At 48.3% G+C, this 26,760-nt stretch carries 19 protein-coding genes and 1 pseudogene; 17 read left to right on the top strand and 3 right to left on the bottom strand.

The annotated features are described in order from the left end of the window. From AC1DSE_RS10630 to AC1DSE_RS10580, 11 genes are all read left to right on the top strand, one after another. Positions 1-1,909, top strand: a 1,909-nt coding sequence (locus AC1DSE_RS10630; RefSeq protein ID WP_477527665.1) for a glycosyl hydrolase family 95 catalytic domain-containing protein, incomplete at its 5' end; no start/stop codon positions are given. A gap of 625 nt (positions 1,910-2,534) precedes the next feature. Then, positions 2,535-3,245: a metallophosphoesterase family protein gene (locus AC1DSE_RS10625; protein WP_477508905.1), complete on the top strand. Its 711-nt coding sequence runs from the start codon at positions 2,535-2,537 to the stop codon at positions 3,243-3,245. A gap of 281 nt (positions 3,246-3,526) precedes the next feature. Then, positions 3,527-4,708: a polysaccharide lyase 6 family protein gene (locus tag AC1DSE_RS10620; protein WP_477508904.1), complete on the top strand. Its 1,182-nt coding sequence runs from the start codon at positions 3,527-3,529 to the stop codon at positions 4,706-4,708. Between the two features lie 21 nt (positions 4,709-4,729). Beyond that, complete coding sequence (locus tag AC1DSE_RS10615; RefSeq protein WP_477508903.1) at positions 4,730-7,084, top strand: AraC family transcriptional regulator; 2,355 nt, start codon at positions 4,730-4,732, stop codon at positions 7,082-7,084. Positions 7,085-7,256: 172 nt separating this feature from the next. Further along, positions 7,257-8,927: a type 2 periplasmic-binding domain-containing protein gene (locus AC1DSE_RS10610; protein ID WP_477527664.1), complete on the top strand. Its 1,671-nt coding sequence runs from the start codon at positions 7,257-7,259 to the stop codon at positions 8,925-8,927. Positions 8,928-9,030: 103 nt separating this feature from the next. Next, on the top strand, positions 9,031-9,984 hold the full coding sequence (locus AC1DSE_RS10605) for an ABC transporter permease (RefSeq protein ID WP_076267706.1): 954 nt from the start codon (positions 9,031-9,033) through the stop codon (positions 9,982-9,984). 12 nt (positions 9,985-9,996) lie between these two features. Next, positions 9,997-10,872 carry a carbohydrate ABC transporter permease gene (locus AC1DSE_RS10600; protein WP_477508901.1) on the top strand — a complete coding sequence of 292 codons (876 nt, stop codon included), beginning with the start codon at positions 9,997-9,999 and terminating at the stop codon, positions 10,870-10,872. A gap of 21 nt (positions 10,873-10,893) precedes the next feature. After that, on the top strand, positions 10,894-12,024 hold the full coding sequence (locus AC1DSE_RS10595) for a glycoside hydrolase family 88 protein (RefSeq protein ID WP_441880433.1): 1,131 nt from the start codon (positions 10,894-10,896) through the stop codon (positions 12,022-12,024). A gap of 138 nt (positions 12,025-12,162) precedes the next feature. Then, the gene (locus AC1DSE_RS10590) at positions 12,163-14,457 is read left to right on the top strand and encodes a chondroitinase-B domain-containing protein (RefSeq protein WP_477508900.1); all 2,295 of its coding nucleotides are present in this window, start codon (positions 12,163-12,165) and stop codon (positions 14,455-14,457) included. Between the two features lie 8 nt (positions 14,458-14,465). Further along, positions 14,466-14,627, top strand: coding sequence for a hypothetical protein (locus AC1DSE_RS10585; protein WP_477508899.1), 162 nt, complete (start codon positions 14,466-14,468; stop codon positions 14,625-14,627). Between the two features lie 37 nt (positions 14,628-14,664). After that, complete coding sequence (locus AC1DSE_RS10580) at positions 14,665-15,633, top strand: glycoside hydrolase family protein (RefSeq protein WP_477508898.1); 969 nt, start codon at positions 14,665-14,667, stop codon at positions 15,631-15,633. 236 nt (positions 15,634-15,869) lie between these two features. Here AC1DSE_RS10580 and AC1DSE_RS10575 read toward each other — a convergent pair. Both AC1DSE_RS10575 and AC1DSE_RS10570 read right to left on the bottom strand, forming a co-directional pair. Next, positions 15,870-16,090, bottom strand: a pseudogene (locus AC1DSE_RS10575) (stage V sporulation protein R); the annotation flags it as partial. Between the two features lie 106 nt (positions 16,091-16,196). Then, positions 16,197-17,903, bottom strand: a complete 1,707-nt coding sequence (locus tag AC1DSE_RS10570) for an RICIN domain-containing protein (protein ID WP_477527663.1) — start codon at positions 17,901-17,903, stop codon at positions 16,197-16,199. Positions 17,904-18,279: 376 nt separating this feature from the next. Here AC1DSE_RS10570 and AC1DSE_RS10565 point away from each other — a divergent pair, with 376 nt between their 5' ends. The 6 genes from AC1DSE_RS10565 to AC1DSE_RS10540 all read left to right on the top strand — a co-directional run bounded on the left by AC1DSE_RS10565 (position 18,280) and on the right by AC1DSE_RS10540 (position 26,380). Then, the gene (locus AC1DSE_RS10565; protein ID WP_477508896.1) at positions 18,280-19,074 is read left to right on the top strand and encodes an alpha/beta hydrolase; all 795 of its coding nucleotides are present in this window, start codon (positions 18,280-18,282) and stop codon (positions 19,072-19,074) included. A gap of 366 nt (positions 19,075-19,440) precedes the next feature. After that, entirely contained in the window at positions 19,441-20,349 is a 909-nt protein-coding gene (locus AC1DSE_RS10560; protein ID WP_441910305.1) for an ABC transporter permease, read from the top strand. A 14-nt stretch (positions 20,350-20,363) separates the two neighbouring features. Next, positions 20,364-21,278 (top strand): carbohydrate ABC transporter permease, encoded by a 915-nt coding sequence (locus AC1DSE_RS10555; protein ID WP_477508895.1) that lies wholly within the window; start codon positions 20,364-20,366, stop codon positions 21,276-21,278. 62 nt (positions 21,279-21,340) lie between these two features. Then, complete coding sequence (locus tag AC1DSE_RS10550; protein WP_477508894.1) at positions 21,341-22,933, top strand: ABC transporter substrate-binding protein; 1,593 nt, start codon at positions 21,341-21,343, stop codon at positions 22,931-22,933. An 80-nt stretch (positions 22,934-23,013) separates the two neighbouring features. Next, the gene (locus AC1DSE_RS10545) at positions 23,014-24,750 is read left to right on the top strand and encodes a sensor histidine kinase (protein WP_441880449.1); all 1,737 of its coding nucleotides are present in this window, start codon (positions 23,014-23,016) and stop codon (positions 24,748-24,750) included. 7 nt (positions 24,751-24,757) lie between these two features. Further along, positions 24,758-26,380 (top strand): response regulator transcription factor, encoded by a 1,623-nt coding sequence (locus tag AC1DSE_RS10540; protein ID WP_441880451.1) that lies wholly within the window; start codon positions 24,758-24,760, stop codon positions 26,378-26,380. Positions 26,381-26,425: 45 nt separating this feature from the next. Here AC1DSE_RS10540 and AC1DSE_RS10535 read toward each other — a convergent pair. Then, a partial coding sequence (locus AC1DSE_RS10535; protein WP_477527662.1) for an ABC-2 family transporter protein occupies positions 26,426-26,760 on the bottom strand: 335 nt, incomplete at its 5' end.

Below are 26,760 nucleotides of genomic sequence, written 5' to 3'. Positions count from 1 at the left end.
GAGTCCGCTAAAATATCGAATGTCTGTGCGAGATGATAGTCTCGTCATGAATGGCCGCTGTCCGGATCATGTGGATCCAAGCTATTATTGTACCGATAACCCAATCGTATATAAAGAAGAAGTGGAAAGTGAGGCTATTCGCTTTGAGGCGGGGCTAACCRCAACAGCGGATGGTGGAATGATAGAGCTGGATGATAGYGGTCTTCATGTCAGTAAAGCCTCTTCGGTTATACTTATATGGACTGCTGCATCTAGCTTTAATGGTTATGATAAGTCGCCTACTCATGAGGGGAAGAATCCGTCCGAGGAGGTTGCAAGACGATTATCGCTAGCGGCAGCACAGTCCTATGATTTGCTGAAGGATAAACATCTTGCCGACTACAAGCCTTTGTTTGATCGTGTCCAATTGCAATTAGATTCGGCTTCATCGGAACATGAATCAGAGATACCAATTAATAAACGGATTAGGATGCACGGAGCTGATGATCATGGACTCATAGAGCTATTTTTCCAATATGGACGATATTTGCTTATTGCCAGCTCTCGGAAAGGAAGTCAGCCGGCTAATCTTCAAGGGATATGGAACCGAGAAACGAGGGCGCCGTGGAGCAGCAATTGGACGCTGAATATTAATGCGCAAATGAATTATTGGCTTGCAGAGACCTGCGGATTGCCTGATTGTCACGACCCATTATTTGATTTGATTGACAGTTTGAAAATTAAAGGAAGTGAGACAGCCAAGGTGCATTATGGCATAAGAGGCTGGACAGCTCATCAAAATACTGATATTTGGGCACAAACAGCGCCTGTAGGCGACTATGGGCATGGTGATCCAGTCTGGGCACTATGGCCGATGGCGGGAGCATGGCTATGCAGTCATTTATGGGAGCATTATTTATTTGGTGGTAGTCTCCTATTTCTTAAAGAGCGTGCATATCCGATTATGAAGCAGGCGGCTCTGTTCATAAGTGATTATTTAACGGAGGATCATCAAGGCTCGTTAGTCACATCGCCTTCCACTTCTCCCGAGCATAAATTCAAAAATCCTGCGAATGGCAGCTTAGTTGGTGTGTCGACGGCAAGCGCTATGGATATGGAACTTATTTGGGAGCTGTTTACAAACTGCGTTAAAGCTGCAGAAGTGCTACAGGTGGATGAGGAGTGGCAGAAGGAGCTGCTCAGCAAGAGAGATAAGTTAGCTCCGCTTCGAATCGGAAGAGGAGGCAGACTCCAAGAATGGTCTGTTGATTTCGATGAAGAGGATCCCCATCACCGCCATGTTTCTCATTTATATGGCGTTTATCCGGGCAGTCAATTTACGAAAGATCACGATAGTGACTTGTTCAAGGCAGCTCGTCGCTCTTTAGAAATTCGGGGTGATGAAGGAACAGGTTGGAGTCTCGCATGGAAAGTTGGACTATGGGCACGCTTTGGCGAAGGCAACCGTTCTCGTAAATTAATTAGTCATTTGCTGCGAATTGTTGATGAGAGGGACCCAGATAGAGGGCATACTGGAGGAGTTTACCCGAATCTTTTCGATGCTCACCCTCCATTTCAGATTGATGGAAACTTTGGGGTAACGGCTGGCATTGCTGAAATGCTGCTGCAGTCACATGCAGGGAAGCTGCAACTGCTGCCGGCTTTGCCGGATACTTGGCAGACGGGAAGCGTAACAGGCTTGCGTGCGCGCGGCGGATTCGAGATAGGGATAGAATGGGCAAGCGGTAGGCTTTCGCAAGCCAAGCTTGTTTCAAAGCTAGGACGCAATTGTACGATAGATGCTGAAGTAGAAATTGAAGCTATCAATAATGGAGTAGTTATAGCTAAGTCGGAGCAGCATATTAAGAAAATTTCTTTTCCTACAGTTGCAGGTGAACAGTACATAATTAGACCAATTTCTGCTTTGTGATATCAAGCTTAATGATCAGACAATTTCCGGACTTTTTATGTAAAAGGATTTCGCAAGAAAATGGATAGGAATAGCAAGTTAATCATTTAATCTTCTAAATAGGATGAAAAACATTCCGTCCCCCTTGCATTTGAGGGTTGCCGAGCATAAACGAGTCACGATTTGAATAAAAAACATTGATGAGCAGGTGCTACGGTAACCTGCTCTATTTATTGAGCTAACGGAAGCTAGTATGAGGCAGCGTACGTGCCCTTTTTCTCGAAAATTTACGATCTCATGAGTGACTTTTTTAACATTTGATGTCCATTCCAGAATTTGCAGATAGGAAATCGATATATTCGAGGGGGGGTTTAGCTTTTGACGATTTATCAAAGTTCCATCTTTTTATATAAAGGAGGGAGAGTGTGCTGGGCAAATGGGAGAACACTTAGATCCGAATGCTGGAGTGGGTTCGTGCCGGGTGCCGAGGGGGAGTAAAGCTGGCTTTAACCAAGTTGTTCGGAACAAAAAACGGAAATCGTACAGGGGTGGGAGCGCAACCGTTTCATGCCAGGGGATACATTGCGCGGGTGGAAGTGGTGACGGTACTGCTGGGAATTTTGAATTTATGGGAGTTGAACTGAATATGAAAGCTTTAATTATTTCGGATATTCACAGCAACGTCTATGCATTGGAATCGATCCGCAAAGCAGAACAAGGCTGTGACTTAATCTATTGCGCGGGAGATCTCGTAGACTACGGTCCTTTCCCGCGGGAAGTTATCGAATGGGTGCATAAGAACGATGCAATTTGCGTTCGCGGCAACCACGACGACATTATTATTGACCTATACCGAAACGGCAATAGAGGTCATGATGTGGCGGAGGATAGTATCAAGTGGGCACATTGCAATGCAAGGCTGCTCGGTGAAGCGGAAATTTCCTTCCTAGAAAGCATACCAGTCTACCGCACATTCGAAATGGATGGCTATCGTTATACGATGCAGCATCTGTACGACAACTATTTGACGATTGACAGCTTGCCCAAGTACGACGCTTTCTGGGAGGAACGCAGTGGCGAGACAACAGAGGACACAGGAGATCGCCGCATTATATTCGGACATACGCATCGCAGATGCATTCATTATTTGAGCGACACCAGTTTGTGGCTGAATCCGGGAAGCGTGTCCTACCGCCGTCGCGACGATCCGTCGAAAGAAGCGCACTATTTCACGATTACCGATGGCAAAATTGCAATGAAAAGTCTTGTCTATGACCGCACGCCTCTGCTTGAAGCAGCACAAAAGTTGCTGTTGAAGGAAGAAGAGATGAAGGTTGCATACTTTTTTTTCGGTTAAGCGGGCTGGTAAACAGGCAGCTGCAAAGGGGACGTATCCACGATTTGATATCGGGATACGTCCTTTCGCATGTTTTGTCCACCGCAGGTTGCGATTTACAGGTTGCAAGGCGATAATTTTCGCTATTTTTGAGCCTCAGTTTACTTTTTTATGATTGTTTCATTTTTTTACACTATGGCATGGGAAACGTATCTTTCATAATAGAGGTTGTGAAGTTGCTGATATGATCCTGCAAAGGCTGCGGATCATATCAGCCTATTTAATAGGAAGCAGGTGGGAAGATGACTACTATTTATTGGGTGTCGAGCAGCGACGAGTTGGCGGCAGCCATGGGCCGGGCAGAACCTGGTTCCACGATCTTGTTGGCAGACGGCGTTTATGAGCGGAATGAAGACTATATCATTGAAGGCAAAGTGGGATCGGACACCGCCATATTAAGCATTCGCGCTGTCAATAAAGGAAAAGCGACGATAGCTGGCGAATCAAGTATACGCATCTTGAACTCTGCTTATGTAGAGGTATGGGGGCTGCTATTCCAGGTCGAGCAGCGCGAATCTATCATTCTGGACGGTTCGCGGCATGTGAGGATTGCGCGGAATAGATTTGAGCCGCGACAGGTTGGGGCGGAGTACAGCCTGCTGTCTGTGGTGGGAAGCGGCAGCGGCTGGAACCGAATCGAACGCAACGAGTTCGGGCCAAAGGCCGACCTTGGACCGCTCGTCATTTTTGATGGCGACGGGGAACAAATTTCGCAGCATGATGTTATCGAATATAATTATTTTCATCATATAGGCCCACGAGTCGTCAACGGGCTTGAAGCGATCCGGCTCGGCTTGTCCGGAATCTCTCTCTCGAACGGTTATATTACGATTCAACACAATCTGTTTGAAAATTGCGACGGAGAGCCCGAGATTATTTCGGTAAAAAGCTGCTATAATACAATTCGGTACAACACATTCCTTAACTCCGCCGGCCAAGTGACTGCGCGGCACGGACATGGAAACCGTTTTCATCACAATGTGTTTATCGGTGATGGCATGAAGGAAGAGATGGGCGGGTTTCGCATTTACGGCAACGACCATCACATTTTTGATAATTATATGGAAAACTTGACGTTGGATGCGCTGCTCGTTGACGGCGGTAACTACGATGGGGGTCCAGGCGGCTATCCGGAGGCGCCGACGCAGCAGGAACTGAGGAAACATTGGCGCGTCTATCGCGCGCATGTCGTGAATAATACGATTGTGAATTGTCGTCATGGTATTACGCTGGGCAAGCGGATTCCTTATGCGCCTGAGAATTGTGTAATCGCTTACAACCGTGTATGCGGCAAGGAGCAACAGGCCATATATGAATACCGGCCGTCTCCGGCGGTATGTATCAACAATCAGAAAGCGGAAGTCGAGGATATTCGTTGTCCGGCCATTCTAACAAGAATTGACGTCGGTCCCGACTCCGACTAAAGCTAACATGGAGGAGAACCTATGGCCCAAACTCGAAACCGGTGGACGATCTATCTAAAGCAGCTCCGGCACAAAAATCGCAGCGTATTTCTGACCTGGATGCTTTCATACATTTCGGTGCTGCTCGTGCCCATTCTGATCAGCGGCGTTATATACGGCGCGACGCTGAACGTTGTAAAGGCCGAAATTAACCGCGCCAACCAATCCATTCTTGTTCAGATGGAGCAAGCCATAGATAGCCAGTTCAAAGGAATCGAGAGCCTAAGCCTCGAGGTGAGCCTCAACAGGCGAATCGCATCATTTATTTCTGCCGATCCCATTTTGTCTGATTCAGATCACTACGAAATATACCAAATCGCCAATGATTTGCGCGTATATGAAATTGCTAACGATTTTCTTGAAGGCATTTATATTTATTACAAAAATAGCGATACGGTCATCGCCCGCAACAACCGTATGAACATCGAAGCGTTATACGACCATATCCGCCTTGAAGAGCAAATGCCGTTCCAGTCGTTTCAAAAATATTTTGACCAATGGTACATTAAAGGCTACCACTCGGTTGTTGTATCTGAAGAGAATGAGTGGAGGCCTACGGTCATGTATGCCCAAAATGCGACATCAACGATCATGAATCAGCCGGGAGCTGTCTTGCTATTTATGATTGACCGCAGCAAGCTGCTGGAGCAAGCGTCGGTGCCTGAGGAAGGCACTATCTTTATTTTGGATGAAGACAATCGGTTCATTGCGTCTACGGGCGAGTCGCTGGCGGAACCTGCTCTAAACTACAGCGATATGCCGGAAGAATCAGGGCAACTGGAGATCGAGGCTTCCGGTCGCAGGCTTGTTGCATCCTATACAACCTCCTCCATTACGGGATGGAAATATGTGATGACGCTTCCGGCGGGCGTATACCACCAGAAGATGAACGTAGTAGAGCAATTGACGAACGCAAGCATCTTGCTTTGCCTTATTATTGGCGGTGGCGTGACGTATTGGCTGCTCAAGCGGAACTACCTGCCGATTCATGCGCTCATTCAGAGCTTGTCGTTCAAGGCTGGTGTTACATTCGATCGCGGCTCTAATGAATACTCCTTTCTGGAGCAGGCGCTGAGCAGCACCTTCCATGAGAAGGAGGAGCTTCATAACAAGCTGAATCAGCATAACAATACACTCAGATCGCATTTCCTGCAGCGGTTGCTGAAAGGGCAGCTCGACAGCCATATCCCGCTGCACGAATCGTTCTCAGCCTATGATCTGCGCTTCCCGCTGGGCGGATTTTCTGTTATCTTGCTGCGCATCGAGCATTTCGGCAAGTTCCATCGGAAGGATGAGGATCAGGTACATAACAAGCGGTTGCTGCACTTCCTGATCGCCAATGTGGTCGAGGAGGTTGCGCGAAAGTCCGTCAACGCCTATGCGGTAGAGCTGGACCAGGAGCTGCTCGCCTGCATCGTCAACCATCAGCTTGTTTCGCCGGTGGAGCAGCGGGGGGAGCTGGAGCACATCGCGGAAGAAACGATGTCGTTCATCGCAAGTCATGCCGATGTCCAGTTGACCGCTGCCTTCAGTGCACAGCAGGAGGGCGAATATGGCATCTTCCAGGCGTTTCAGGAAGCGGTCGAGGCGATGGAATTCCGTATCATTGCAGGCAGCGGGGGCATTATTCATTATGCGGACCTGAGCGGCAGCGACAACCAGGGGACTGCTCCTGGTGGTTATTTTTATCCTCTCAAGGCCGAGCAGCAATTGATCGTTATGGTTCGCGAAGGCCAGCTCGAAAAGGCGAAAACGTTTGTCGGGGAGATTGTTCAGAAAAATGTTACGACAGAGCCGTATCCTTTCCATACAGCGAAATGTCTCATGTTCGATCTGATGGCAACGCTGCAAAAAGTAATTGGAGAAATCCGCATCGCGGGCAAGCCGGATATGCCTGACGGAGTGCGCGCCATAGAACGCCTGATGCAATGCCAGACGGTTGGGGAGATGCGCAGCCAGCTATACGATATGCTGGAGCTTTTGTGCGGCTACGTTAATAATAACCGTGAATACTGCAGCAATCCGCTAATCGATAAGGTCATGAAATATGTTAACGAGTATTACCAAGACGAGAACCTGAACATTTCGATGATCGGGGAAGCCTTCTCCATGACGCCGTCGTATGTTTCCAAATTGTTTAAGGATCTTGCGGGCGAATCTCTGCTCGACTACATTAACAAGACGCGGCTGGCGCAGGCCAAATTGCTGCTTACCAGTGAGAAATATAATGTCAGCGAAATATCGCTGATGGTCGGTTACAACGATGTGAATACCTTCCACCGCATATTTAAAAAGTTCGAAGGCATTACGCCCGGGCGCTACAGGGAAGTCAAGTAGCTCTCGGGCTTTTTTTCAAGAAAAAGCGGTTAACTTGCGGTTTTGCTACCCTCATTTTTGAGAAATTGCAGTATATTTGAGGTTTTGACAATGGTTTGTGGCACTGAATTAGCGTTACGATGAAAGCGTATTCACACCAACATATTCGATACGAAAAGAACGGAGGGGCACAATGGCGAAAAATCGAAACGGCAAGATRCACAAAGGGCTGCAGCTTACACTGGGGATCACAATGGTACTCTCATTGTTGTTAACCGCATGCACGAGTAATGGGGGCTCCGGCAACAAGGACAAGACAGAGCCAACTCAAAGCGCCGTCAGCAATACGGGCGGCAATGACGAAAGCAAAGGCAACGAGGGAGCGAATAAGCCGGTTTATCCGCTGGATGCCAAAGATACGTTCTCGTACTGGGCTCCAATCAACGGAAACCTGATTACATTTACAACGAATCTGGCGGAAGCGCCAATCGGGAAGGCGATTGCAGAAGCTACCGGCGTGAAAGTAACCTACATCCACCCGACCGACGGTCAAGCGGAAGAGCAGTTTAATTTGTTGCTGGCTTCCAGCAAGCTGCCGGATGTGCTGGAGTACGACTGGAGCATCTATCCAGGTGGACCAGAAAAGGCGATTGCAGACGGGGTTATCGTACCGCTCAACGATTTGATCGATAAATATGCGCCTAATCTAAAGAAGATGCTGGAAGCTGATCCGGATCTGGATAAAATGGTGAAAACCGACAGCGGCCAATATTACGCCTTCCCGATGGTACGCAACTCGGAAGGCGTAGTCTTCCGCGGACCAATGCTGCGCAAAGACTGGCTGGATGAGCTGGGGCTGCAATTGCCTGTGACGATAGATGATTGGCATAAGGTCCTAACGGCGTTCAAAGAGAAAAAAGGCGCCGCAGCACCGCTGACGGCACTATACGCGAACAAAATGAATTTACAGGATGCGTTTTTCGGCGCATACAAAACGTCGCACGGCTTCTATATTGACGATCAGGGCAAAGTGAAATACGGTCCGTTAGATCCGCAATACAAAGATGTTTTGACGTTGTTCCGCCAGTGGTATTCCGAAGGGCTGATTGATAAAGACTTTCCAATCGTCGAGCGCAACACGCTGGATAAGCGGTTTCTGAACGGCGAGTCCGGCGCAACTGTTTACCTGCTGGGCGGCGGCATGGGCAAATGGCTGGAGTCCGGCAAAGCACAAAATCCGGATTTTAATCTCGCAGCGGCTCCTTATCCGGTATTGAAAGCAGGCGAAAAACCATTCACCGGACAGCGCGATTTCAAATATAACCCGAAAGCAAGCGCGGCCGTGACGACATCAGCGAAAGACCTGGAAACGATCGTAAAATGGCTGGATTTCGCATTTAGCGAGCAAGGAACCATGATGTACAACTTCGGCGTTGAAGGCGAAAGCTACACGATGGACAACGGCGTCCCGAAATTTACCGATATGATCGTGAAAAACGAAAAGTACACTTCGCAGCAGATGCTGGCGCAATATACAGTTCCGAATGGCCCGTTCCCGATGCATGAGCAAAAATCGACCAACACGTTTCCGCAACAGGATGAGGCGGTCAAGGTTTGGTCGGAGACCGATGCGGAGAAACATATTTTGCCCGCGTTCATTACGCCTACTGTAGATGAGAGCAAGAAGGTAGCGCAGACGATGACGGCAATCAACACGTATCTGGAAGAAATGTTTATCAAATTTTTAATGGGCAACGAACCGCTCGACAAGTTCGACAGCTTCGTGAAGCAGCTGGAAGATATGGGCATTCGCGATGTAATCGACATCTATCAAGGTGCCTTGGAACGCTACAACAAAAGATAACTCCATGTATCGTCTTGCGGCAGGCTGCTGGCCGCCGTGGGGACAGGGGGTGGTGCAACCATCCCCTGCCGATGATGCTGCATGTGGACAGGAGGAGTAGGAGATGGCTCAGTTGAAGCTGGGACGCAGCAAAGTCGCGCATGCCGGGCGTCTGCCGCTTAATATCGCGAAAGACATAGTTAAGAACAAGTATTTGTACATCATGCTTACTCCTGTTTTGGCATATTTCATTATTTTTCAATATTTCCCGATGTACGGTGCAATTATTGCGTTCAAGGATTTTAATCCCAGGCTTGGAATTGGGGGCAGCGCGTGGGCTGGGCTTGAGCATTTCAGAGACTTTTTTGGCGGAATGTATTTTTGGCGGGTGTTTAAAAACACTCTGATGATAAGCTTGTACGATCTCGTTTTCGGTTTTCCCGCTCCGCTTATTCTCGCCTTGCTGCTTAATGAGGTGAAAAATGCGCTGTTCAAGCGTTCGGTTCAGACGATCACTTATTTGCCGCATTTTATTTCGCTTGTCATTATTTGCGGCATGATCAAGGATTTTACGAGCAGTGACGGTGTCATTAACGATATTATCGCATTTTTCGGCGGCGAGCGGATCACGATGCTGCTGGAGCCGTCTTTTTTCCGGACGATCTTCGTTTCGTCGAATATTTGGCAGCATGTAGGCTGGGGGACAATTATTTACTTGGCCGCGCTGTCTGCGATCGATCCCGAGCAATATGAAGCTTGCAAGATCGACGGCGGTGGACGCTGGAAGCAGATGCTTAATGTTACTCTACCGGGGTTGCTGCCCGTCTTCGTTATATTGCTCATCCTGGACATTGGCCGAATTATGAGCGTTGGCTTCGAGAAAGTTATTCTGCTGTACAACCCGACCACTTATGTGACAGCGGATGTCATTTCCTCGTATGTGTACCGAGTCGGGCTTCAAGATTTTCAATTCAGTTTCAGCTCAGCAGTCGGATTGTTCAACTCCGTGATTAACTTCGCGCTCGTTATCGGCTCCAACTGGATAAGCCGAAAGTTGAACAATACGGGCTTGTGGTAGAGGAGGGTTCGCATGCGAGTAAGCTTGGGTGAACATATATTCCGGGTTTGCAATACGCTGTTTTTGTCCGTGCTCATGATTGCAACAATGTACCCCATTCTGTACGTGGCATTTGCTTCATTCAGCGAACCGGCGCTGATGATGGCGCATAAGGGCATTCTTTGGAAGCCGCTGGGCTTCTCGCTTGAAACATACGGGGCGGTATTCAGCAACCCGATGATCCTGCTCGGCTATCGCAACACGTTATTTATTGTCATTGTAGGCGTGGCTCTCAATTTGCTGCTCACTTCCTTCGCCGCATACGCCTTGTCCAGAAAAACGTTGCAATATCGCAAGCAGCTTACGCTCTTTATCGTGTTTACGATGTTTTTCAGTGGTGGATTAATTCCGTTCTACTTGCTGGTTAGAGGGCTAGGCATTACGAACTCACTGTGGGCGCTAATTCTGCCTACCGCAATAAGCGCGTTTAACCTCATTATTATGCGGACTTCGTTCGAAGCGGTGCCGGATGCGCTGGAAGAGTCGGCCAAGATCGATGGCGCCAACGACTTTGTCATTCTGTTCCGCATCTTCCTGCCGTTATGCAAGCCTGTGCTTGCAGTGGTAGGCCTGTATTACGGAGTAAGCCACTGGAACTCGTGGTTTAATGCCATGATCTTCCTTCAGGATCGGTCGATGTATCCGTTGCAGTTGATCCTGCGAGAAATATTGATTATCGGCGAGGCGAGCTCCATGGCGGAGGGAGCATCCCAGGATGAGATCATCATACTCGGCGAGACATTGAAATACGCCACGATTATGGTAGCTACCCTTCCGATTTTTTTGGTATACCCGTTATTGCAAAAATATTTCGTGAAAGGCGCCTTGATCGGTGCCATCAAAGGTTAGGATAAGGAGTGGAATTTTGAGATGAGCCATGAAAATGTGAAGCTGAAACCATCCGAGCTGTCGGATTGGTGGGATAAAGTGAAGATTAAAGTTGATCATATGATCGAAGCGGGCTGGACAGAAGCGCCGCATGTTTCGGCAGCAGGCAAATATGACCAGATCAAAGTGGATCAGTGGATTTCGGGCTTTTGGCCGGGCATTCTGTGGATTCTGTACGATATGACCGGAGAGCGGCGTTATCGGGAGGAGGCAGAGCCTTGGGATGTACGCATGGAGCAATGTTACTTGCGAGACAACCATTTCCACCACGATGTTGGCTTTCAGTTTCTGCCGACATCGGTTATTCGCTACAAGCTGACCGGCGACGAGGACGCACGGCGGCGCGGGCTGTTTGCCGCCAACTATTTGGCAGGCAGGTACAACCCGGTCGGACAGTTCATTAGAGCGTGGCCCCGCAACCAGACGGGATGGTCGATCATCGATTCGATGATGAATTTGCCACTGCTGTTCTGGGCGAGCGAAGAAAGCGATGATCCGCGCTTCAAGCATATTGCGGTTGCTCATGCAGATATGGTGCTCCGCTCGTTTATAAGAGACGACGGCTCGGTGCATCATATCGTAATCTTCGATCCGGAGACGGGCGAAGTGGAGCGTTATGACGGTGGACAGGGCTTCGCGCCGCAATCGTCCTGGTCGCGTGGCCAAGCTTGGGCGCTCTACGGGATGAGCTGCGCTTACCGTTATACGGGGGAAGCGCGTTACTTGAATGCGGCGAAGCGGGTGGCGCATTATTTCATTAGCGCGTTGGCGGAAGACGATGTGCCGCATTGGGATTTCCGTGCGGCGGCCGACTTGACAGACGAGCCGCGCGACACCTCGGCGGCAAGCTGCGCGGCATCCGGACTGATCGATATCGCGTCGCAGGTGCCTCCTGAGGAAGCCGCTTTATATCAGCTCGCGGCCACGCGCATTCTGCGCTCGTTGTCGAACAACTACAGTACGTTCGATCAGCCGAAGTATGAAGGCATTCTGCTCGGAGCAACCGGGCATAAGCCAGTCAATAGCAACATCAACGTATCGCTGATTTACGGCGATTACTATTATATTGAAGCTTTGGCGAAGAGCAAAGGCTGGAGCCAGCATATTTTTTGAGCGGGATCATGGGCCGTATTAACGAAGCCGGGAGGACTGGAAGCACCTCCCGGCTTCCGTATTCTTGAGAGGAGGTGCGGACGGAACGAAGGGAATGATTCAATAACCATCAATTCATAACGGAAAGGATGAAGAATTATGGGAACCAAAAGTATGACATGCATGATTTTGCTCTGTATGCTAGTTGCGTTAATGCCAGGAGCGGCGCGGGCGGCCGATACGAAGTTCACAATTGGCAGCTCCAGCGTGACGGCGAGTGGACATGACGGCAATGTTCCGGCCAACACGGTGGACGGCGATTTCGCCACACGTTGGTCAGCGAATGGCGACGGGCAATGGATTCAGTACGATTTGGGCGTAAACCGCAAAGTGTCTTCCATTAAAATTGCTTTTTTGAATGGGGCAAGCCGCACTTCTACTTTTGATATTTTGACGTCTACGGACGGTTCCGCCTTCACGACCGTCAGCAGCGGAATTGTGAGCAGCCTTGTGGAAGGCCTGCAAACGTTCGATTTTCCGGATGTCGATCCTGCCCGCTATGTGCGGGTCGTTGGGCACGGCAATTCCTCCAACCTGTGGAACAGCTATACCGAAGTTGAACTGTACGGCACCGCGAGCGGCCCTTCGCCGGGTGCAAGCAAGCTGGCGGTTACTGTACCGCAGCTAATGGCTAGTGGAGATGACGGCAACATCGTCGCGAATACGATCGACGGCGATCTCGGCACGCGCTGGGCGGCGAGTGGCGACGGGGAGTGGGTCCAATACGGCCTTGGATCGAGCAAACAAGTGGAATATGTGAAGATCGCCTTCACCAACGGGGCGGAGCGAACTTTCAGCTTTGATATCCAGACTTCCTATGATGGCTACAACTTCAGCACAGCGCTTTCGGGAGCAGTCAGCAGTCTGAGCAACAGCTTGCAGACATTTGATTTTGCCGATGTGGCCCCTGTACGCTACGTTCGTATTGTTGGCCACGGCAACTCGGTGAACGCATGGAACAGCTTCGCAGAGGTCGAAATTTATGGCAGCGATTCAAGCGGCAGCGGTAGTGAAGGGACGGTTGTCGAAGTTAGCACTTCCACGCAGCTCACTGCCGAGCTTGCAACCGCTGCGGCGGGTAAAACGATTGTGCTGGCAAACGGCACGTATTCGCGTACAAGCCCGTTTGCTGTTCAGAACAAAAACGGCACCGCCAACGCTCCAATCGTCATTAAGGCGAAAAACCGCGGCCAAGCTATCATCTCGGGAGCATCGGGCTTCCGCGTCGAGAACTCCTCGCATGTGGTGTTGGACGGATTAAAGTTTACGAACACAAGCAATGGCGCGGTGGTGCTCGAAGGCTCGCACCATGTGCGACTGACCCGTAATACATTTGCGCTGCCAAGCTCAGGCGGCGGCCTGATGTGGTTGCAAGTGCGGGGCACGAACAGTCATCATAACCGCATCGACCGGAACGACTTCGGAATGAAGAGCGACACCGAACCGCTGATCGCTTACGAAGGACAGGATGGCTCAGGGCAAATTTCGCAATACGATATTATTGAATACAACTATTTCCATGATGTAGGCCCATGGGTAGCCAACGGCAAAGAGACGATCCGTCTCGGCTTGTCCGGTCTAACGCTCTCCCACGGCTATAATACGATACAATATAATGTATTTCAGAATTGCGATGGCGAGCCGGAAATTGTTTCGGTCAAGAGCAGCAGCAATTCAGTGCGCTTCAATACATTCCTCACGTCCAAGGGCAGCCTAACGCTGCGGCACGGCCATAACAACAGCGTATACGGCAACTTCTTCCTCGGGGACGGTGTCGAGTCGGATCAGGAAGGCATCCGGATGTTCGGCAATGACCATAAGATTTATAACAACTACTTCGAGAATTTGACAGGCGAAGCAATCTACTTGCCAAACGGCGATTTCGACGGAGGTACTGGAGGCTCTCCTCCAAGCCCGACGGTCGAACAATTGCGCAAACAGTGGAAAGTTTACCGGGCGCTTATCGTCAACAATACGATTGTAAACAGCACAACCGGCATCGTCATTGGATCGGGCAAAGCGTATGCTCCGCAGGATTCCGTCGTGGCGAACAATATCGTGCGCAACAGCACCGGCACGCTTTATTACGAGGCGGCGACAACGAATACGCTGTTTCAGGGCAACATCGGGTATGGCAGCACCATTAGCAACATATCGCGCAGCTCGGGGCAGATCCGAAATATCAATCCGCTGCTCACTACGGTGAGCGGCATCCAGAAGTTGTCCGCAAGCAGCCCAGCGATTGACGCCGCTGTAGGGACATACGCGTTCGTGCAGGCGGATATGGACGGCCAAATGCGGGCGACAACGGATGTGGGGGCGGATGAATATTCCGGAGCGCCTCTGCTGAATCGCCCGCTTGCGGCAGGCGATGTGGGGCTGAATACGCCTTAGGGTAATTGATGATCAAGCATGCCGGCGGTCGGTCCGCCGGCATGGCTATGTCGTTCCATAGCTGTGCGGAGCATGCCGGTTATTTACTTTATTTGAAAGGATGGGAGACCATGGTTCGCAGAAGCTATGGAGCAGAGGGAAAAGGCGAGTTGACGTTACATGCATACTAACACGATGCTGCCGGCTCCGCGTGGCGGCGGCTTCCGAATGGAAGGTTATTGGATATGGTGTGGTTCCGTCGTGCAGGGCGAGGACGGCAAATTCCATATGTTTGCCTCGCGCTGGCCGAAGACTCTGCCGATGCACCCCGGCTGGATGACGGCTTCAGAGATTGTCAGGGCGGACTCGGATACGCCCGAGGGACCGTACCAATTCCGCGAGGTGGCGCTTCCGGCGAGGGGAGCGCAATATTGGGACGGACGCTGCACGCACAACCCCCATATCGTTAAGCACAACAACAAATATCTACTTTATTATACGGGCTCGACCCATCCGCTGGGCGATCCGGAGCCGCCCGAAAATTTCGGGTTAACCGATCCGCAATGCATCGTGGCGCGGGCGAACAAACGGGTAGGCCTGGCTATCGCAGACAGCGTATTCGGTCCTTGGTACAGAGCGGACGAACCGATATTGCCAACACGCCCCGGCCGATTCGATAGCTTTCTGACCTCCAATCCGGCTCCGTGTGTCCGGGAGGACGGTTCCGTGCTGCTGATCTACAAGGCACGAAGCTACGAAGGCAACCTGCATGGCGGCATGACGATTGGCGTCGCGTATGCGGATCACTACGAGGGACCATACCGGGTGCTGAGCGGAGAGCCGGTGTTTCCTCCGGAGTCGTTCCATATCGAAGATCCGTTCATCTGGCAAACAGCGAAAGGATACCATTTGATCGCCAAAGATATGGAAGGGCGTCTATGTGGTGAAAAATACGGCGGCATCTACGCTGGGTCTCCAGACGGGCTGAAATGGACCTTGCATGGACAGCCGCAAAGCTATTCCCGGACGGTACGTTATGATGATGGAACGGTGCAGACGCTGGGAAATCTGGAGCGGCCATTCCTGCTTTTCCAGAACGGCAAGCCGACACATTTGTTCGCGGCCGTCTCGGACGGCATCGACGGTTTTATGGATGCTTCCGATACATGGAACATGGTTATACCTTTAAAGCAATGATACATGGGGGAGTTTGCGGTGAGCAATTGCGTGGCGTCAAGCGATTGTTATGTGGCTATGACGTATAACCACTGCACTGAATTGATCGAAATGTAGTATGTTATCCATATTTGTATATGACAAAATTGCATAAAAGAGTGTTACAAAAAACCCGATCCAATGAGATCGGGTTTTCTGTAGCATCTTTAAATATGATTTCTTTTCAAAACAGAGTTAAGAAGCACTGTCCTCTTAACTCAAACAAACTTCCGACTCGTCTTCTTCCCAACGCAGCTGAACACAATCTTCTTATCCTCAACAAACGTCTCCAGATGAACATTTTTCCCCAAAGCTGACTGACATGGAGAAGCGTGCGCTCCAAATACTTCAGATCCTTAACCATCAATCTAGGGAAACCACCGTTTACTTTTGAATAAACAAGTTGATCGCGAATTTTCTCCCACGATTTATCGGATATAAGCGAGCACATGGGCGACGATAAGTATATTTTGAATTAGAGATTCATAACCGGGGGGCAGTCCCGTCTATCCCCCTTTAGGACATCTTTTTTGTACCTCTTCCTGCTAGTTAATCTGTACCAGCTGCCATTGCTGATTGAGATTGCCGCTGTATAAGTTTTGCTGAATATTCGCGCCATCAGCCGTGGAGGAGCCGGCGACTTCTACCGCTTTGTTGCTATTCACATTCAAGATGCTCCAGTAACCGTTGCTGAGCTTGATCAATCGGAACTGCTGCGCGGTATTGGAGAGATCCTGCATAAGCTGAATCGCTTCCCCGTTGTTTTTTGTCCCGTTACGAACATCCATGACTTTGTTGTCAGTTGAGCTTACGCTTCGCAATTCGTAATAGTTATTGTAGGTGCCTTGATCCGTGACGATCCAGCGCTGAGCTGTCGTATTATTGTCTGCCCGCTGTTGAAGCTGCAACGCGTTAGTATTCTGGCCGCCTGGAACCTCGAGTATTTTACCCGAAGCACGGTTGACGAGCTTGTAAGTTGCGCCATTCGTGACTCCATTCCATATACCATTCCAAGGATTGAATTGCGCACGTTCATAGTACCATTCGAATATAAATCGGGCCATGCCGTCCCGGGCAGTGTTGCCATCATACATCAATCCGCCTGTTGGGTCTGCAAATGAGCTTCTCGTGCCGGGATTCAACAAAAATCCATTCATATGGACAGCGATGCTCACATTGCCCGCTGCCGTGAAGATCGCTTTGGTATTTTTGCCGAAGCCCGCGTTCGAGYCGTTGAACAGATCCCAGTAGGAAGAGTCTCCCGGTTGGGTCTTGAACCAGGTTGTCTCCGTAATATTAATTGGATAATTATCAGCGCAAGGCTTAATATTGGTATCCCATTGCTGTTGCAAAGGAGTGTAGTCATCATAAGCGCCATAGYCCGGATACCAATGTACGGAATAACCTATATTGTTCAGTGAATCCGTCAACGGATAGGCTGCGCATAGCTGATAGTATTGATCCCAACCAAGTCCCGATGCCCAGATGACGTTATCCGCGCCTTTGCTGCGAATTGTGGAGATCATGGAATTTTGGAAATTTTTGAGCGAGTTCCAGTAGGCAATGAAATTGGACTGGGAAGGATGACCGCCCCAGACGCCATTGACATCAGACAGCACGGGCTCGTTAATGAGCTCGAACATAACATTGTCAGCGCTCTTGATTCCTGGCTGATCAGCGAGGTAACCCCAAATCTGATTAAACTTTGCGAGATTGGCAGGGGTTGTTGCTTGGTTGTTGCTTAAAGTGAAATCTAGGCCGAGGGTGACATATAGGCCCTTGGTCTTGGCATAGTTGATATAAGGAATGATGACGTTCTGAGTAACGGCTTGCAGGCCGGCAAAATTGTACGTGCCCGCCGCTACGTCGCCCATGTCTTCCCGGTCAATGAATAGACGTACCTGATTCATATACCATCCATGGTTGTTGCCGTATTTGGCCGAGGTGCTTGTAAAGGTGTCGGTGATATCTTTCAAATACGCTAAGATCGCTGCATGTCGATTCCCGCCATTCTGATTCAGGTAGTAATTGCTGTTCTGGTACGTCCAGTAAGCGCCCGAAGGCTGATGCCACCCGCTTAGCAAAACAGGCTGTCCACTGCTGTTCACCAATTGGTTGCCGCTTACATGGAGCTTGGACATCGGCATGCCAACCCACGCATCTGCCTTCTTGCCGCTCAGCAATAATGGCGACATCACTAGCGCCACAAGCAGCAGAAGCTTCAATGCCAAACTGACTTTCTTTTTAATCATTAATACTCATCTCCTTTTTTTTGTTTTACATATGTTAATTCATGGTAGTACAAGGGTGTGGTGAAGCATACGGTGGATGAGGTACCCAGAGCCGATTCAGAAGTGAAGAATAACGATTCATAACCATTTAGACTTCAGGAGAGGAGAAGATGAAAGAGGTGAATTATTTGTCAAATTAATATGTATGCGCTTACAAAATTGAGTTTACTATTCGTTTGACACTATCAACAACCTGTCTAATTATGGTTCTGAAACCCTTCTAACTCTATCTTTAACGTACAAGTGATAGTAACAATTGACAGGTTGTTTGTTCATTATGGAAAGTTTATACTTTTCGCAGTTAAGTAGGTGTAAACAGGAAGGGGAAGGAAAAAGGATGAGTTCAATTAACTATGATTTGCTAAGACGAGCCGTTCCGACCGGGTATGACCAGTACAGGGATGATATTGCCCACGGCAAAATTGAAACGGTTGAATATTTCTCTAAGACAATAGGATGCAAGCGTAGAGCGATGATTTACATCCCTTCAGGTTACCCGGATGGTCAAGGGGAATATAACGTTCTTTATTTATTGCATGGTATCGGCGGAGACGAAGAGGAATGGTACAATCATGCGGGTCCGCAAGTGATTCTTGATAATTTGTATGCAGACAATAAGCTTGCGCGCATGATTGTGGTTCTACCTAACGGCCGTGCCATGCAGAACGACCGGGCGGAGGGCAATTTATTCGACGCGGACAAATTAAAGGCGTTTGAGGATTTCGAATTCGATTTGCTTTATGATCTCATTCCTTATGTGGAATCGAACTATACGGTTCTGACGAGGAGAGAGAACCGTGCTCTAGCCGGTTTATCGATGGGAGGAGGACAATCGCTCAATATCGGATTAGGCAATCTAGATCATTTTGCTTGGATTGGAGGATTTTCCTCTGCTCCAAACACGAAGGAACCCGAGTTGCTTGTCCCGAATCCGGAAGATGCGGCTGCTAAGCTGAGTTTGCTCTGGTTGTCATGCGGACTTCTGGACAATCTTAAGCATGTCAGCGACCGGACACATGCCTATTTGGAGAGGAACGATGTACCCCATATTTGGTACGAGGAGAGCGGCGGCCACGATTGGCCGGTTTGGAAAAACGATTTATACCATTTTTCCCAACTCATTTTTAGATAGCCTGTCTAGCGACTAATCTCTTAGATGTACACGAGTGAAATAATAACCATGGTATCATGACAATTTGGATTCTCAACAATCGGAGCATCACCTTATTAAGGTGATGCTTTTGTGATGTTTTGTTCCACTTTTGATTGTAAGACGAAACACGAAGAATAGACAACGAGGATGATATTTGGAAATCAGGTTAAGAGGTAACTTTCTAATAAATGAGATCACCTGGGATAGAGAATTCCAATTTCCAACTTCATTATAATAAATCTATCCTATTGAAATAGAGTGAGGTTAAATGCTATGTCAATTCCATCATCTGTAAATTTTTCTGCTAAGCAAGCACATTCACTGCGACAGAGGGGCTACGTCCGTTTGCTGCGGAACATTGTGAAGTATCGCGTGCTGCTGCTTATGCTGCTGCCGACAAGCATCGTTTTTTTCATTAATTGTTATATTCCCATGTTTGGCGTTTTCATTGCTTTCAAGAACATTAACTACATCGACGGAATTATGGGCAGTCCGTGGGCAGGGCTCGACAATTTCCGTTTTCTCTTCGCTACTTCCGATGCGTGGCGAGTAACGATTAATACGGTCGCCTACAATGTTGTCTTTATTGTGACCGGTCTTATTCTCTCCGTTGCGATCGCCATTGCCGTTAATGAGGTACGTGCCAGGCTTGCATCGCGACTCTATCAGACAGTGATGATCATGCCGAATTTTTTGTCTATGGTCGTCGTTAGCTATATCGTGTACGCCTTTCTGCACCCTGAATACGGTTTCCTGGTCAAATACGTTTTGCCTTTGTTCGGACACTCTTCATTTAATGCTTATATGCACCCGGAGGCTTGGCCTTATATTCTGTGGTTAACGAAAATGTGGCATTCCGTCGGCATAGGGAGCGTCATTTACTTGGCAGCAATAACTGGCATCAGCGAGGAGCTGTATGAAGCAGCGGTCATGGATGGAGCCAGCAAGTGGCAGCAGATCATCCGAATTACAATTCCGCTCCTGACTCCCGTGATGGTCATTCTGACGATATTGAATTTGGGCGGCTTATTCCGCTCTGATTTCGGATTATTCTATCATGTTACGCTCGACTCGGGCGCATTGCGCTCCACGACGGATGTCATCGATACGTATGTCTATAGAGGACTGATTCAGCTCAATGACTTGGGAATGTCCTCCGCAGCGAATTTTTACCAATCGGTAGTTGGATTTTTCCTTGTTATCGGAGCAAATAGCCTGGCTCGTAAGCTTAATCGCGACACGGCACTTTTCTAGAATGGAGAATCAAAATGAACAAAGCAACGAACGTTAAACCGTACCAAAAGGTGTCTAAGCTAGCTGCGATATTGCTTCATATTATTTTCATCGCATTCAGTCTCGCTTGCATTTTGCCGATCCTGCTGATCGTCGCCATCTCGTTTTCAAATGAAAAGCTTCTAACGTTAAAGGGATACAAGTTCTGGCCTGACGAGTTCGATGGATCTGCATACCACTATCTTTTTGCCAATTCGTCTACTCTCATGAAGGCCTATGGGGTTAGCCTATCTGTTACCTTTATTGGTACTTTGCTGGCAGTGTTGTTAATTGCGTTATATGCGTATCCTATCTTTCGCAAAGATTTTCCGTTTAAAAAAACCTTTAATATTTATCTTTTGATTACGATGCTGTTCTCCGGTGGGCTTGTCCCTTTCTATCTGTTGTACGTCAACTATTTGGATCTGAAGGACACTTATGTCGCGCTTATCCTTCCAGGCCTTTCGAACGCGTTTTATATCTTCATTGCTCGTACATTTTTCCAGCAAACGATACCGGAAGAAATGATTGAATCGGGCAAGCTGGATGGAGCGTCGGAGTGGCGAATTTTTTTCCAGCTTGTACTTCCCATTTCACTTCCAGTGCTGGCAACCATCGGATTGTTCACGACGCTGATGTATTGGAACGATTGGTTCAACTCCTTGTTGTTCATTAACGATAGCGATAAATTTTCTTTGCAGTATGTGATGATTCAAATGATTCGCCAAGCGGAGTTTTTCAAAAATCAATTGGCGGGGAGTGGAGTAGCTCTGCTTGTACAGCAATCGGTACCAACGGAAAGTCTGCGGATGGCGATGGTAGTCGTCTCCATTGGTCCCATCCTGTTCGTTTATCCATTCTTTCAGAAGTACTTTACCAAGGGGCTCACCATTGGAGCCATCAAAGGTTAATTCGTCTAGCTCTGGCTTAACGGCCGGTTAGAATATATGAAAATTTATAGGGGGTTCAAGAAATGAAGAAAACGAAAGGGTGGGGCATGGCGCTTGCTTGGGTAACCGCGACTATGCTGGTCATGTCAGGCTGCAGCACCAATTCAGGATCATCCGGTTCACCTAATGCAGAACCGCTTTCAACAAGCAAGCCATCTGAGGATATCGGATCAAGCAATCCCGATATATCCACCTACCGCAAGCTCAAAGTATACACGGTAGGCAATTTTCCGCAAAACGACTCCAAGGCAGTTGTAGAAGAAATCAATAAATACTTGAAAGAAAAAATCAACGCCGAAATCGACTTTCAGGGACTGCCTTGGTCCTCCTGGTCTGAGAAGATGGCGCTGGCCTATCAGTCCGGAGAGCAAGTAGACTTGACTTTTGCTCCGAACTGGGCAGATTTTTCCAACAATGTAACCAAAGGGGCGTTTCTCCCGCTAGATGATTTGTTAACCGAATACGGGCAAGGAATAATGGAGACTTTAGATCCTCGTTTTCTCGATGGGGGCAGAGTAAATGGGAAAATTTACGCGATCCCAACTAACAAAGAAATCGGCGAGAGCCACACGATTATGTTCAGGAAAGATCTTATTGATAAATACGGATTTGATATCAACTCTATCCAAACACTGGAAGACCTAGAGCCGTGGCTTCAAACCATTAAGGATAAGGAACCCGGCCTTGCACCTATCTGGCTCTCAGGCAGTGGTTCTGATACGCTGAGCTACTTCGACAAAACAAAGCCGAGCATGGAAGAAAACTTCCGTTACGAGCTGGTGGCCGGAGCGCCTGCCGGTATTGTATTGGATACTAAGACAGATAAGATGATCATCAGCACGTTGGAATCCGATGCGACTATTTATAGGTTGAGGCTCTACAGCGAATGGTTCAAAAAGGGATTCATCAATCAGGATGCCGCGACGACCAAAACGAGCGCCGAAGATGCATTTAAGGCCGGCAAAACGTGGATGAAATTCGGTTCCGATAAACCGGATTCTGACAAGGAAGATTCCAGCGCGACGGGTATCGAACTAGTCAAGCTGAAGGGGAATGATCCTGAAATCAGTACAGCAAGCGTCAGCAACTCCATGATGGCAATCGGCCGCACATCTGTCGATCCGGAGCGCACAATGATGCTTCTAAACCTTCTTCATACCGACAAAAATCTGGTCAACCTGATCGATTTCGGTGTGGAAGGACGGCAATATGTCAAGGTAGAGGGCAAGGATAATTTCATTAAGCTGCAAGATGGCGTCTCTACCCGTGCGGATACGGGGTGGGCTCCGGGTATTGAGTGGATGTTTGGGAATCAGACGCTCACTTATTTGTGGGAAGGCGAAAGCCCTGACAAATGGGAGAAGTTCAAAGCCTATAACGAAAAAGCTCATAAAGTAAAATCGTTTGGCTTCAGCTTCAACACGGACGCTGTCAAAACAGAGGTGTCCGTCGTCAGCAATATTATTAAGGAGTATCGTCCGCTGCTTGAAACGGGAAGTTTGGATGCCGACAAGGTACTGGCAGAATACAATGAAAAGCTAAAGGCCAACGGTATTGAGAAGATCCGAACCGAAGCTCAGAAACAGTACGATGATTGGAAGGCGAAGCAGTCATAAGCAGGCAGGGGAAAGACCGAAATGGTCTTTCCCCTTTCGTGCCGCATGGGCGTTCATATACTAGACAAAGGAGTGGAACTGTGGGACTTTCATTGCAATTTAAAGTAAGCGCACTCGTCCTGCTATTAGTGGCGCCACTTTTTTTCTTTCTTTACTACACCAATATCTACTCCACAAATATTGTTCGTGAGAAAGTAGCGAAATCCGCATCGGACACGTTGACCCTTCATTTAGGCGCTCTTGATGAGCTGCTGGAGCAGACCAGTACTTATTTGCTGCGAACGGCAAATGAAAGCATGCTGCTCGAGCTATACTCGGAGAGCGACCCAGACAGTGTAAACTATTATTTATCTATCAGAAAATTAATGGATCAATGGTATAGCGATGTTAGCTACTACTCTATTATTCGCAGTGTATTCGTGTATCATCTTGACCGGGAGGAGCTATTCCTCAGCAGTCAAAAGGAGTATTACGAGGAGAAGAAGGCTATCCGTGCCGGTCTGTCCGCTCGGCTGAAGAAGTTCAAGCTTCCGACGTCCTTGAAGTGGGAAATCATTAACGTCGGCGGCGAGCCGGTCTTATTTAAGGCACTTCCGGATAAAAGTGGAAGGCTGCTCATCGGTGTACTTGTCAGCATTGATTCCTTAGCTCAGCCTCTAATCCGGTTGGAGTCCGTAGAGAGCGATGAGAAAATCGGCATTATATCCAAGGAGGGGCATCTGTTGTGGGGGCAGTTCGGCAATGAGGATCTTGTCCGCATCCGTAGCCATCTGAACGATCAATCGAATCGCTCTAGCGCTTCTATTCGACTTAGTGACGGCAGCAGCTATTTGTTCGTAGGCAAACCGTCTCTTTTTTCGGATCTCAACGTTTTCATTTTATTGGACGAAGAATTGCTGCTGGACGAGCTGCCTCTGTTCCAACGCGTAATTAAGGTCATTCCCATAGCGGTAGTTGTCATTCTAGTTGTATTGTTCTTTCTATTAAGCCGGCTTGTATTTAAACCCATTCAGCAGTTGGCAAGCGGGATGCGCATACTTGGCAAGGGACAGCTGGATTACCGTTTAAAGGAAGAGAAATCCAAGGAGTTCCAACTGATTACACAACAGTTCAATCGGATGGCTGAACAAATTGGGAATTTAAAAATCTTCGTATATGAAGAGCAAATGAAAGTGCAGCAAGCCGAACTTAAGCATCTTCAGGCCCAGATCAATCCCCATTTTTTCATGAATTCMTTAAATATCGTCTTCCATCTTGTAGAGCTTCAGAAGTATTCACTGATTAAAAAGATGATCAGCCACCTCGTCTCCTATTTCCGGTTCATCATGAGCACCAACGATGCGTGGATTACGCTTGTTAGCGAATTTAATCATATCCGAAACTACCTTGAAATCCAAATGGTTATGTACCCGAACAAGCTGAGTTTTCACGAACGGGTGCCCAAGGAACTTGAGAACGTCCTTGTGCCGCCATTGCTTGTACAACCGTTCGTGGAGAATGCTATGAAGCATGGATTTATTAATAATGCCAAGCATTTTGAAGTCAACGTCACGGTAAGTAAAGAAACTAGTAAAGAAGGGGATTCATGCATGGCCATCGAAATCCGCGACTCTGGACCTGGATTCTCCGAGCAGCAATTGGTCATGCTTAACCTTGGCTTATATGAAAAGGAGCCCACAGACCGTCAACTGGGGATATGGAATGTGCGCAGACGCTTGATTATGTTCTATGATGGACGCGCGAATATAGCCTTCAGCAATGATCCACAGGGCGGCGGAATAGTGAATATCAAATTGCCTATGCAAAGGAGGCTTTGATCATCGTATGTATAGAATCTTAATTGTTGATGACCAATATTTTGCCTTGCTCGGTTTGCAGCAAGGCGTGAACTGGAGCGTGCTGGGCGTTACGCACATTAGTTTGGCGGAGAACGTGGATCAAGCGTTGAAGATACTAAGGAACACTACTATTGACTTGCTAATTTGCGATATCGAAATGCCGGGGAGCAGCGGTTTGGATTTGTTGGCCTGGGTGGAGCAGCATTCGCCGTACACTTTGACGATTATGCTTACTTGTCATGCGGACTTTGAGTACGCGCAGCGCGCCATCCATCATGGAGCGTTCCATTATTTGCTGAAGCCCGTCGATTATGAGCAATTGAAGAAAGTGGCCAGCGATGCTTTTGCAGAGGTCGGTAGGCAAAAAGAACAAAAAAAGTTTGAAGCTCTGATGCAGGACTATCGAAGAAAATGGGAACATCAGCTGCCTATATTGGTGGAACGCTTCTGGCAGGACATCCTTAGTCAGCGGGCATCTCTGCTCCCGGACTCGCTACAAAGATCCGCACAAACTTGTGGCTTGTCGATCAAGCCTGATGATCGTTATATCCTGGTTCTGTTTGGACTTGAGCAATGGAAAGATAATCTGAGCGCGCGTGATGAAGCCATTATGGAATACGCGCTTCGCAATTTGGCTGGAGAACTGCTTCTGCTAGAGCTGGAAGGTGTTGTATTTCAGGATCATACAGGGCTTAATCTGGCGATCGTATATGTGAGAAGTGAAGAAACCTCTATTAGCAGCGTGCTTAATCACAATTGCCGTCAGTTTCTGAACGAATGCGAACGGCTTCTTCATTGCTCCTTATCTATTTATATTAGCCCGACGGTAGTATTACCGGAAATCGTTAGCGCCTACACGTATGTGACAGAGAGAGAGCAGCACAATTTAACTCGATCCCGGCAAGTATTCATGCCTGCCTCTACTCCTATGGAAAAAAGCATGAAACAATTGCAGGCTGTAGCTCCACTAAGCTTATTTGCGGAGTGGTCCACTATTATGGAGCTTGGTGAGTTAGAAGAGCTGGATCGCCGCGTGAAGCAATGGTTCTGGAGCAGTGAAGGAAATACATGGACAAAGGAATCTCATCATCAGTTTATCCACGGTATTCTCTTCATTATTCACACCATATTGGCCCAAAAAGGTTTATCTATTCACAAGTCGGCCGAATTAAAGAGCTTGACAGATAAGGAAAGCTATCCCAAGCACTCGGATGCCCTGCAACAATGGACGAGATGCTGCCTGAAGGCAACCGTACGACTTCTCACGGTAAGCAACAAAGTATCTTCTGCTGTGGTTACCAAGATTAGACATTACATTCGTTCACGATTGAACCAGGAGATTACCCGGGAGGAAATGGCTGCCCATGTCTATCTGAACCCGGCGTATTTATCCAGATTGTTCAAGAAGGAGACCGGGTTATCTTTGTCGGATGCCATCATTCAGGAACGAATCCAAGAGGCCAAACGATTGCTGGAAGAAACCGAATACAAGATTACAGACATTGCAGAGCGTATAGGTTATACCAGCTTAGGAAGCTTTTCGAACTTGTTCAAAAGAATTGTCAGCGTAACGCCACAGCAATATCGAGCACGGAAAAAACGGGATTAATTAATCATTTTACACAACGATACGGACTTTAAGAACGGCAAATATTTATCCGCCTGCTCCCTGATACTTGTTTGCGCCGTACATCCAAAAGCGGTAGCCTAGTCCATAAATCAGCGGACCCGCGAGCGGGACCAGCCACTTGGCCCAATGCGGTATTAGCGATGTCTCGTACGACAAAAGAAAGGCTGCAGGATAGAAATTGACAAAAGCGAGTGGAATGCCAACGGTCAAGAGCAGCTGAACCACTGTTCCGAATATGGGAAGAGGATAGGATATGAACTCCTTCAAATGGAAAAACAATGAAAACAAATATCCCGTCCTCACCCACACGAAGGTTGTAGCGCCAATAGCAGTGAGCAATCCAGCATGAATCATTGCAC

This window comes from Paenibacillus sp. 01L418, assembly GCF_056400045.1.
The sequence above is the reverse complement of the archived record's forward strand: the minus strand, read 5'-3'. Positions and strand labels throughout refer to the sequence as shown.

Coding starts and splice junctions, on each gene's coding strand:
- AC1DSE_RS10550 (WP_477508894.1), top strand. CDS start 21,341: ATGAAGAAAACGAAAGGGTGGGGCATGGCGCTTGCTTGGGTAACCGCG.
- AC1DSE_RS10580 (WP_477508898.1), top strand. CDS start 14,665: ATGGAAGGTTATTGGATATGGTGTGGTTCCGTCGTGCAGGGCGAGGAC.
- AC1DSE_RS10615 (WP_477508903.1), top strand. CDS start 4,730: ATGGCCCAAACTCGAAACCGGTGGACGATCTATCTAAAGCAGCTCCGG.
- AC1DSE_RS10605 (WP_076267706.1), top strand. CDS start 9,031: ATGGCTCAGTTGAAGCTGGGACGCAGCAAAGTCGCGCATGCCGGGCGT.
- AC1DSE_RS10590 (WP_477508900.1), top strand. CDS start 12,163: ATGGGAACCAAAAGTATGACATGCATGATTTTGCTCTGTATGCTAGTT.
- AC1DSE_RS10555 (WP_477508895.1), top strand. CDS start 20,364: ATGAACAAAGCAACGAACGTTAAACCGTACCAAAAGGTGTCTAAGCTA.
- AC1DSE_RS10585 (WP_477508899.1), top strand. CDS start 14,466: ATGATCAAGCATGCCGGCGGTCGGTCCGCCGGCATGGCTATGTCGTTC.
- AC1DSE_RS10540 (WP_441880451.1), top strand. CDS start 24,758: ATGTATAGAATCTTAATTGTTGATGACCAATATTTTGCCTTGCTCGGT.
- AC1DSE_RS10600 (WP_477508901.1), top strand. CDS start 9,997: ATGCGAGTAAGCTTGGGTGAACATATATTCCGGGTTTGCAATACGCTG.
- AC1DSE_RS10625 (WP_477508905.1), top strand. CDS start 2,535: ATGAAAGCTTTAATTATTTCGGATATTCACAGCAACGTCTATGCATTG.
- AC1DSE_RS10565 (WP_477508896.1), top strand. CDS start 18,280: ATGAGTTCAATTAACTATGATTTGCTAAGACGAGCCGTTCCGACCGGG.
- AC1DSE_RS10620 (WP_477508904.1), top strand. CDS start 3,527: ATGACTACTATTTATTGGGTGTCGAGCAGCGACGAGTTGGCGGCAGCC.
- AC1DSE_RS10595 (WP_441880433.1), top strand. CDS start 10,894: ATGAGCCATGAAAATGTGAAGCTGAAACCATCCGAGCTGTCGGATTGG.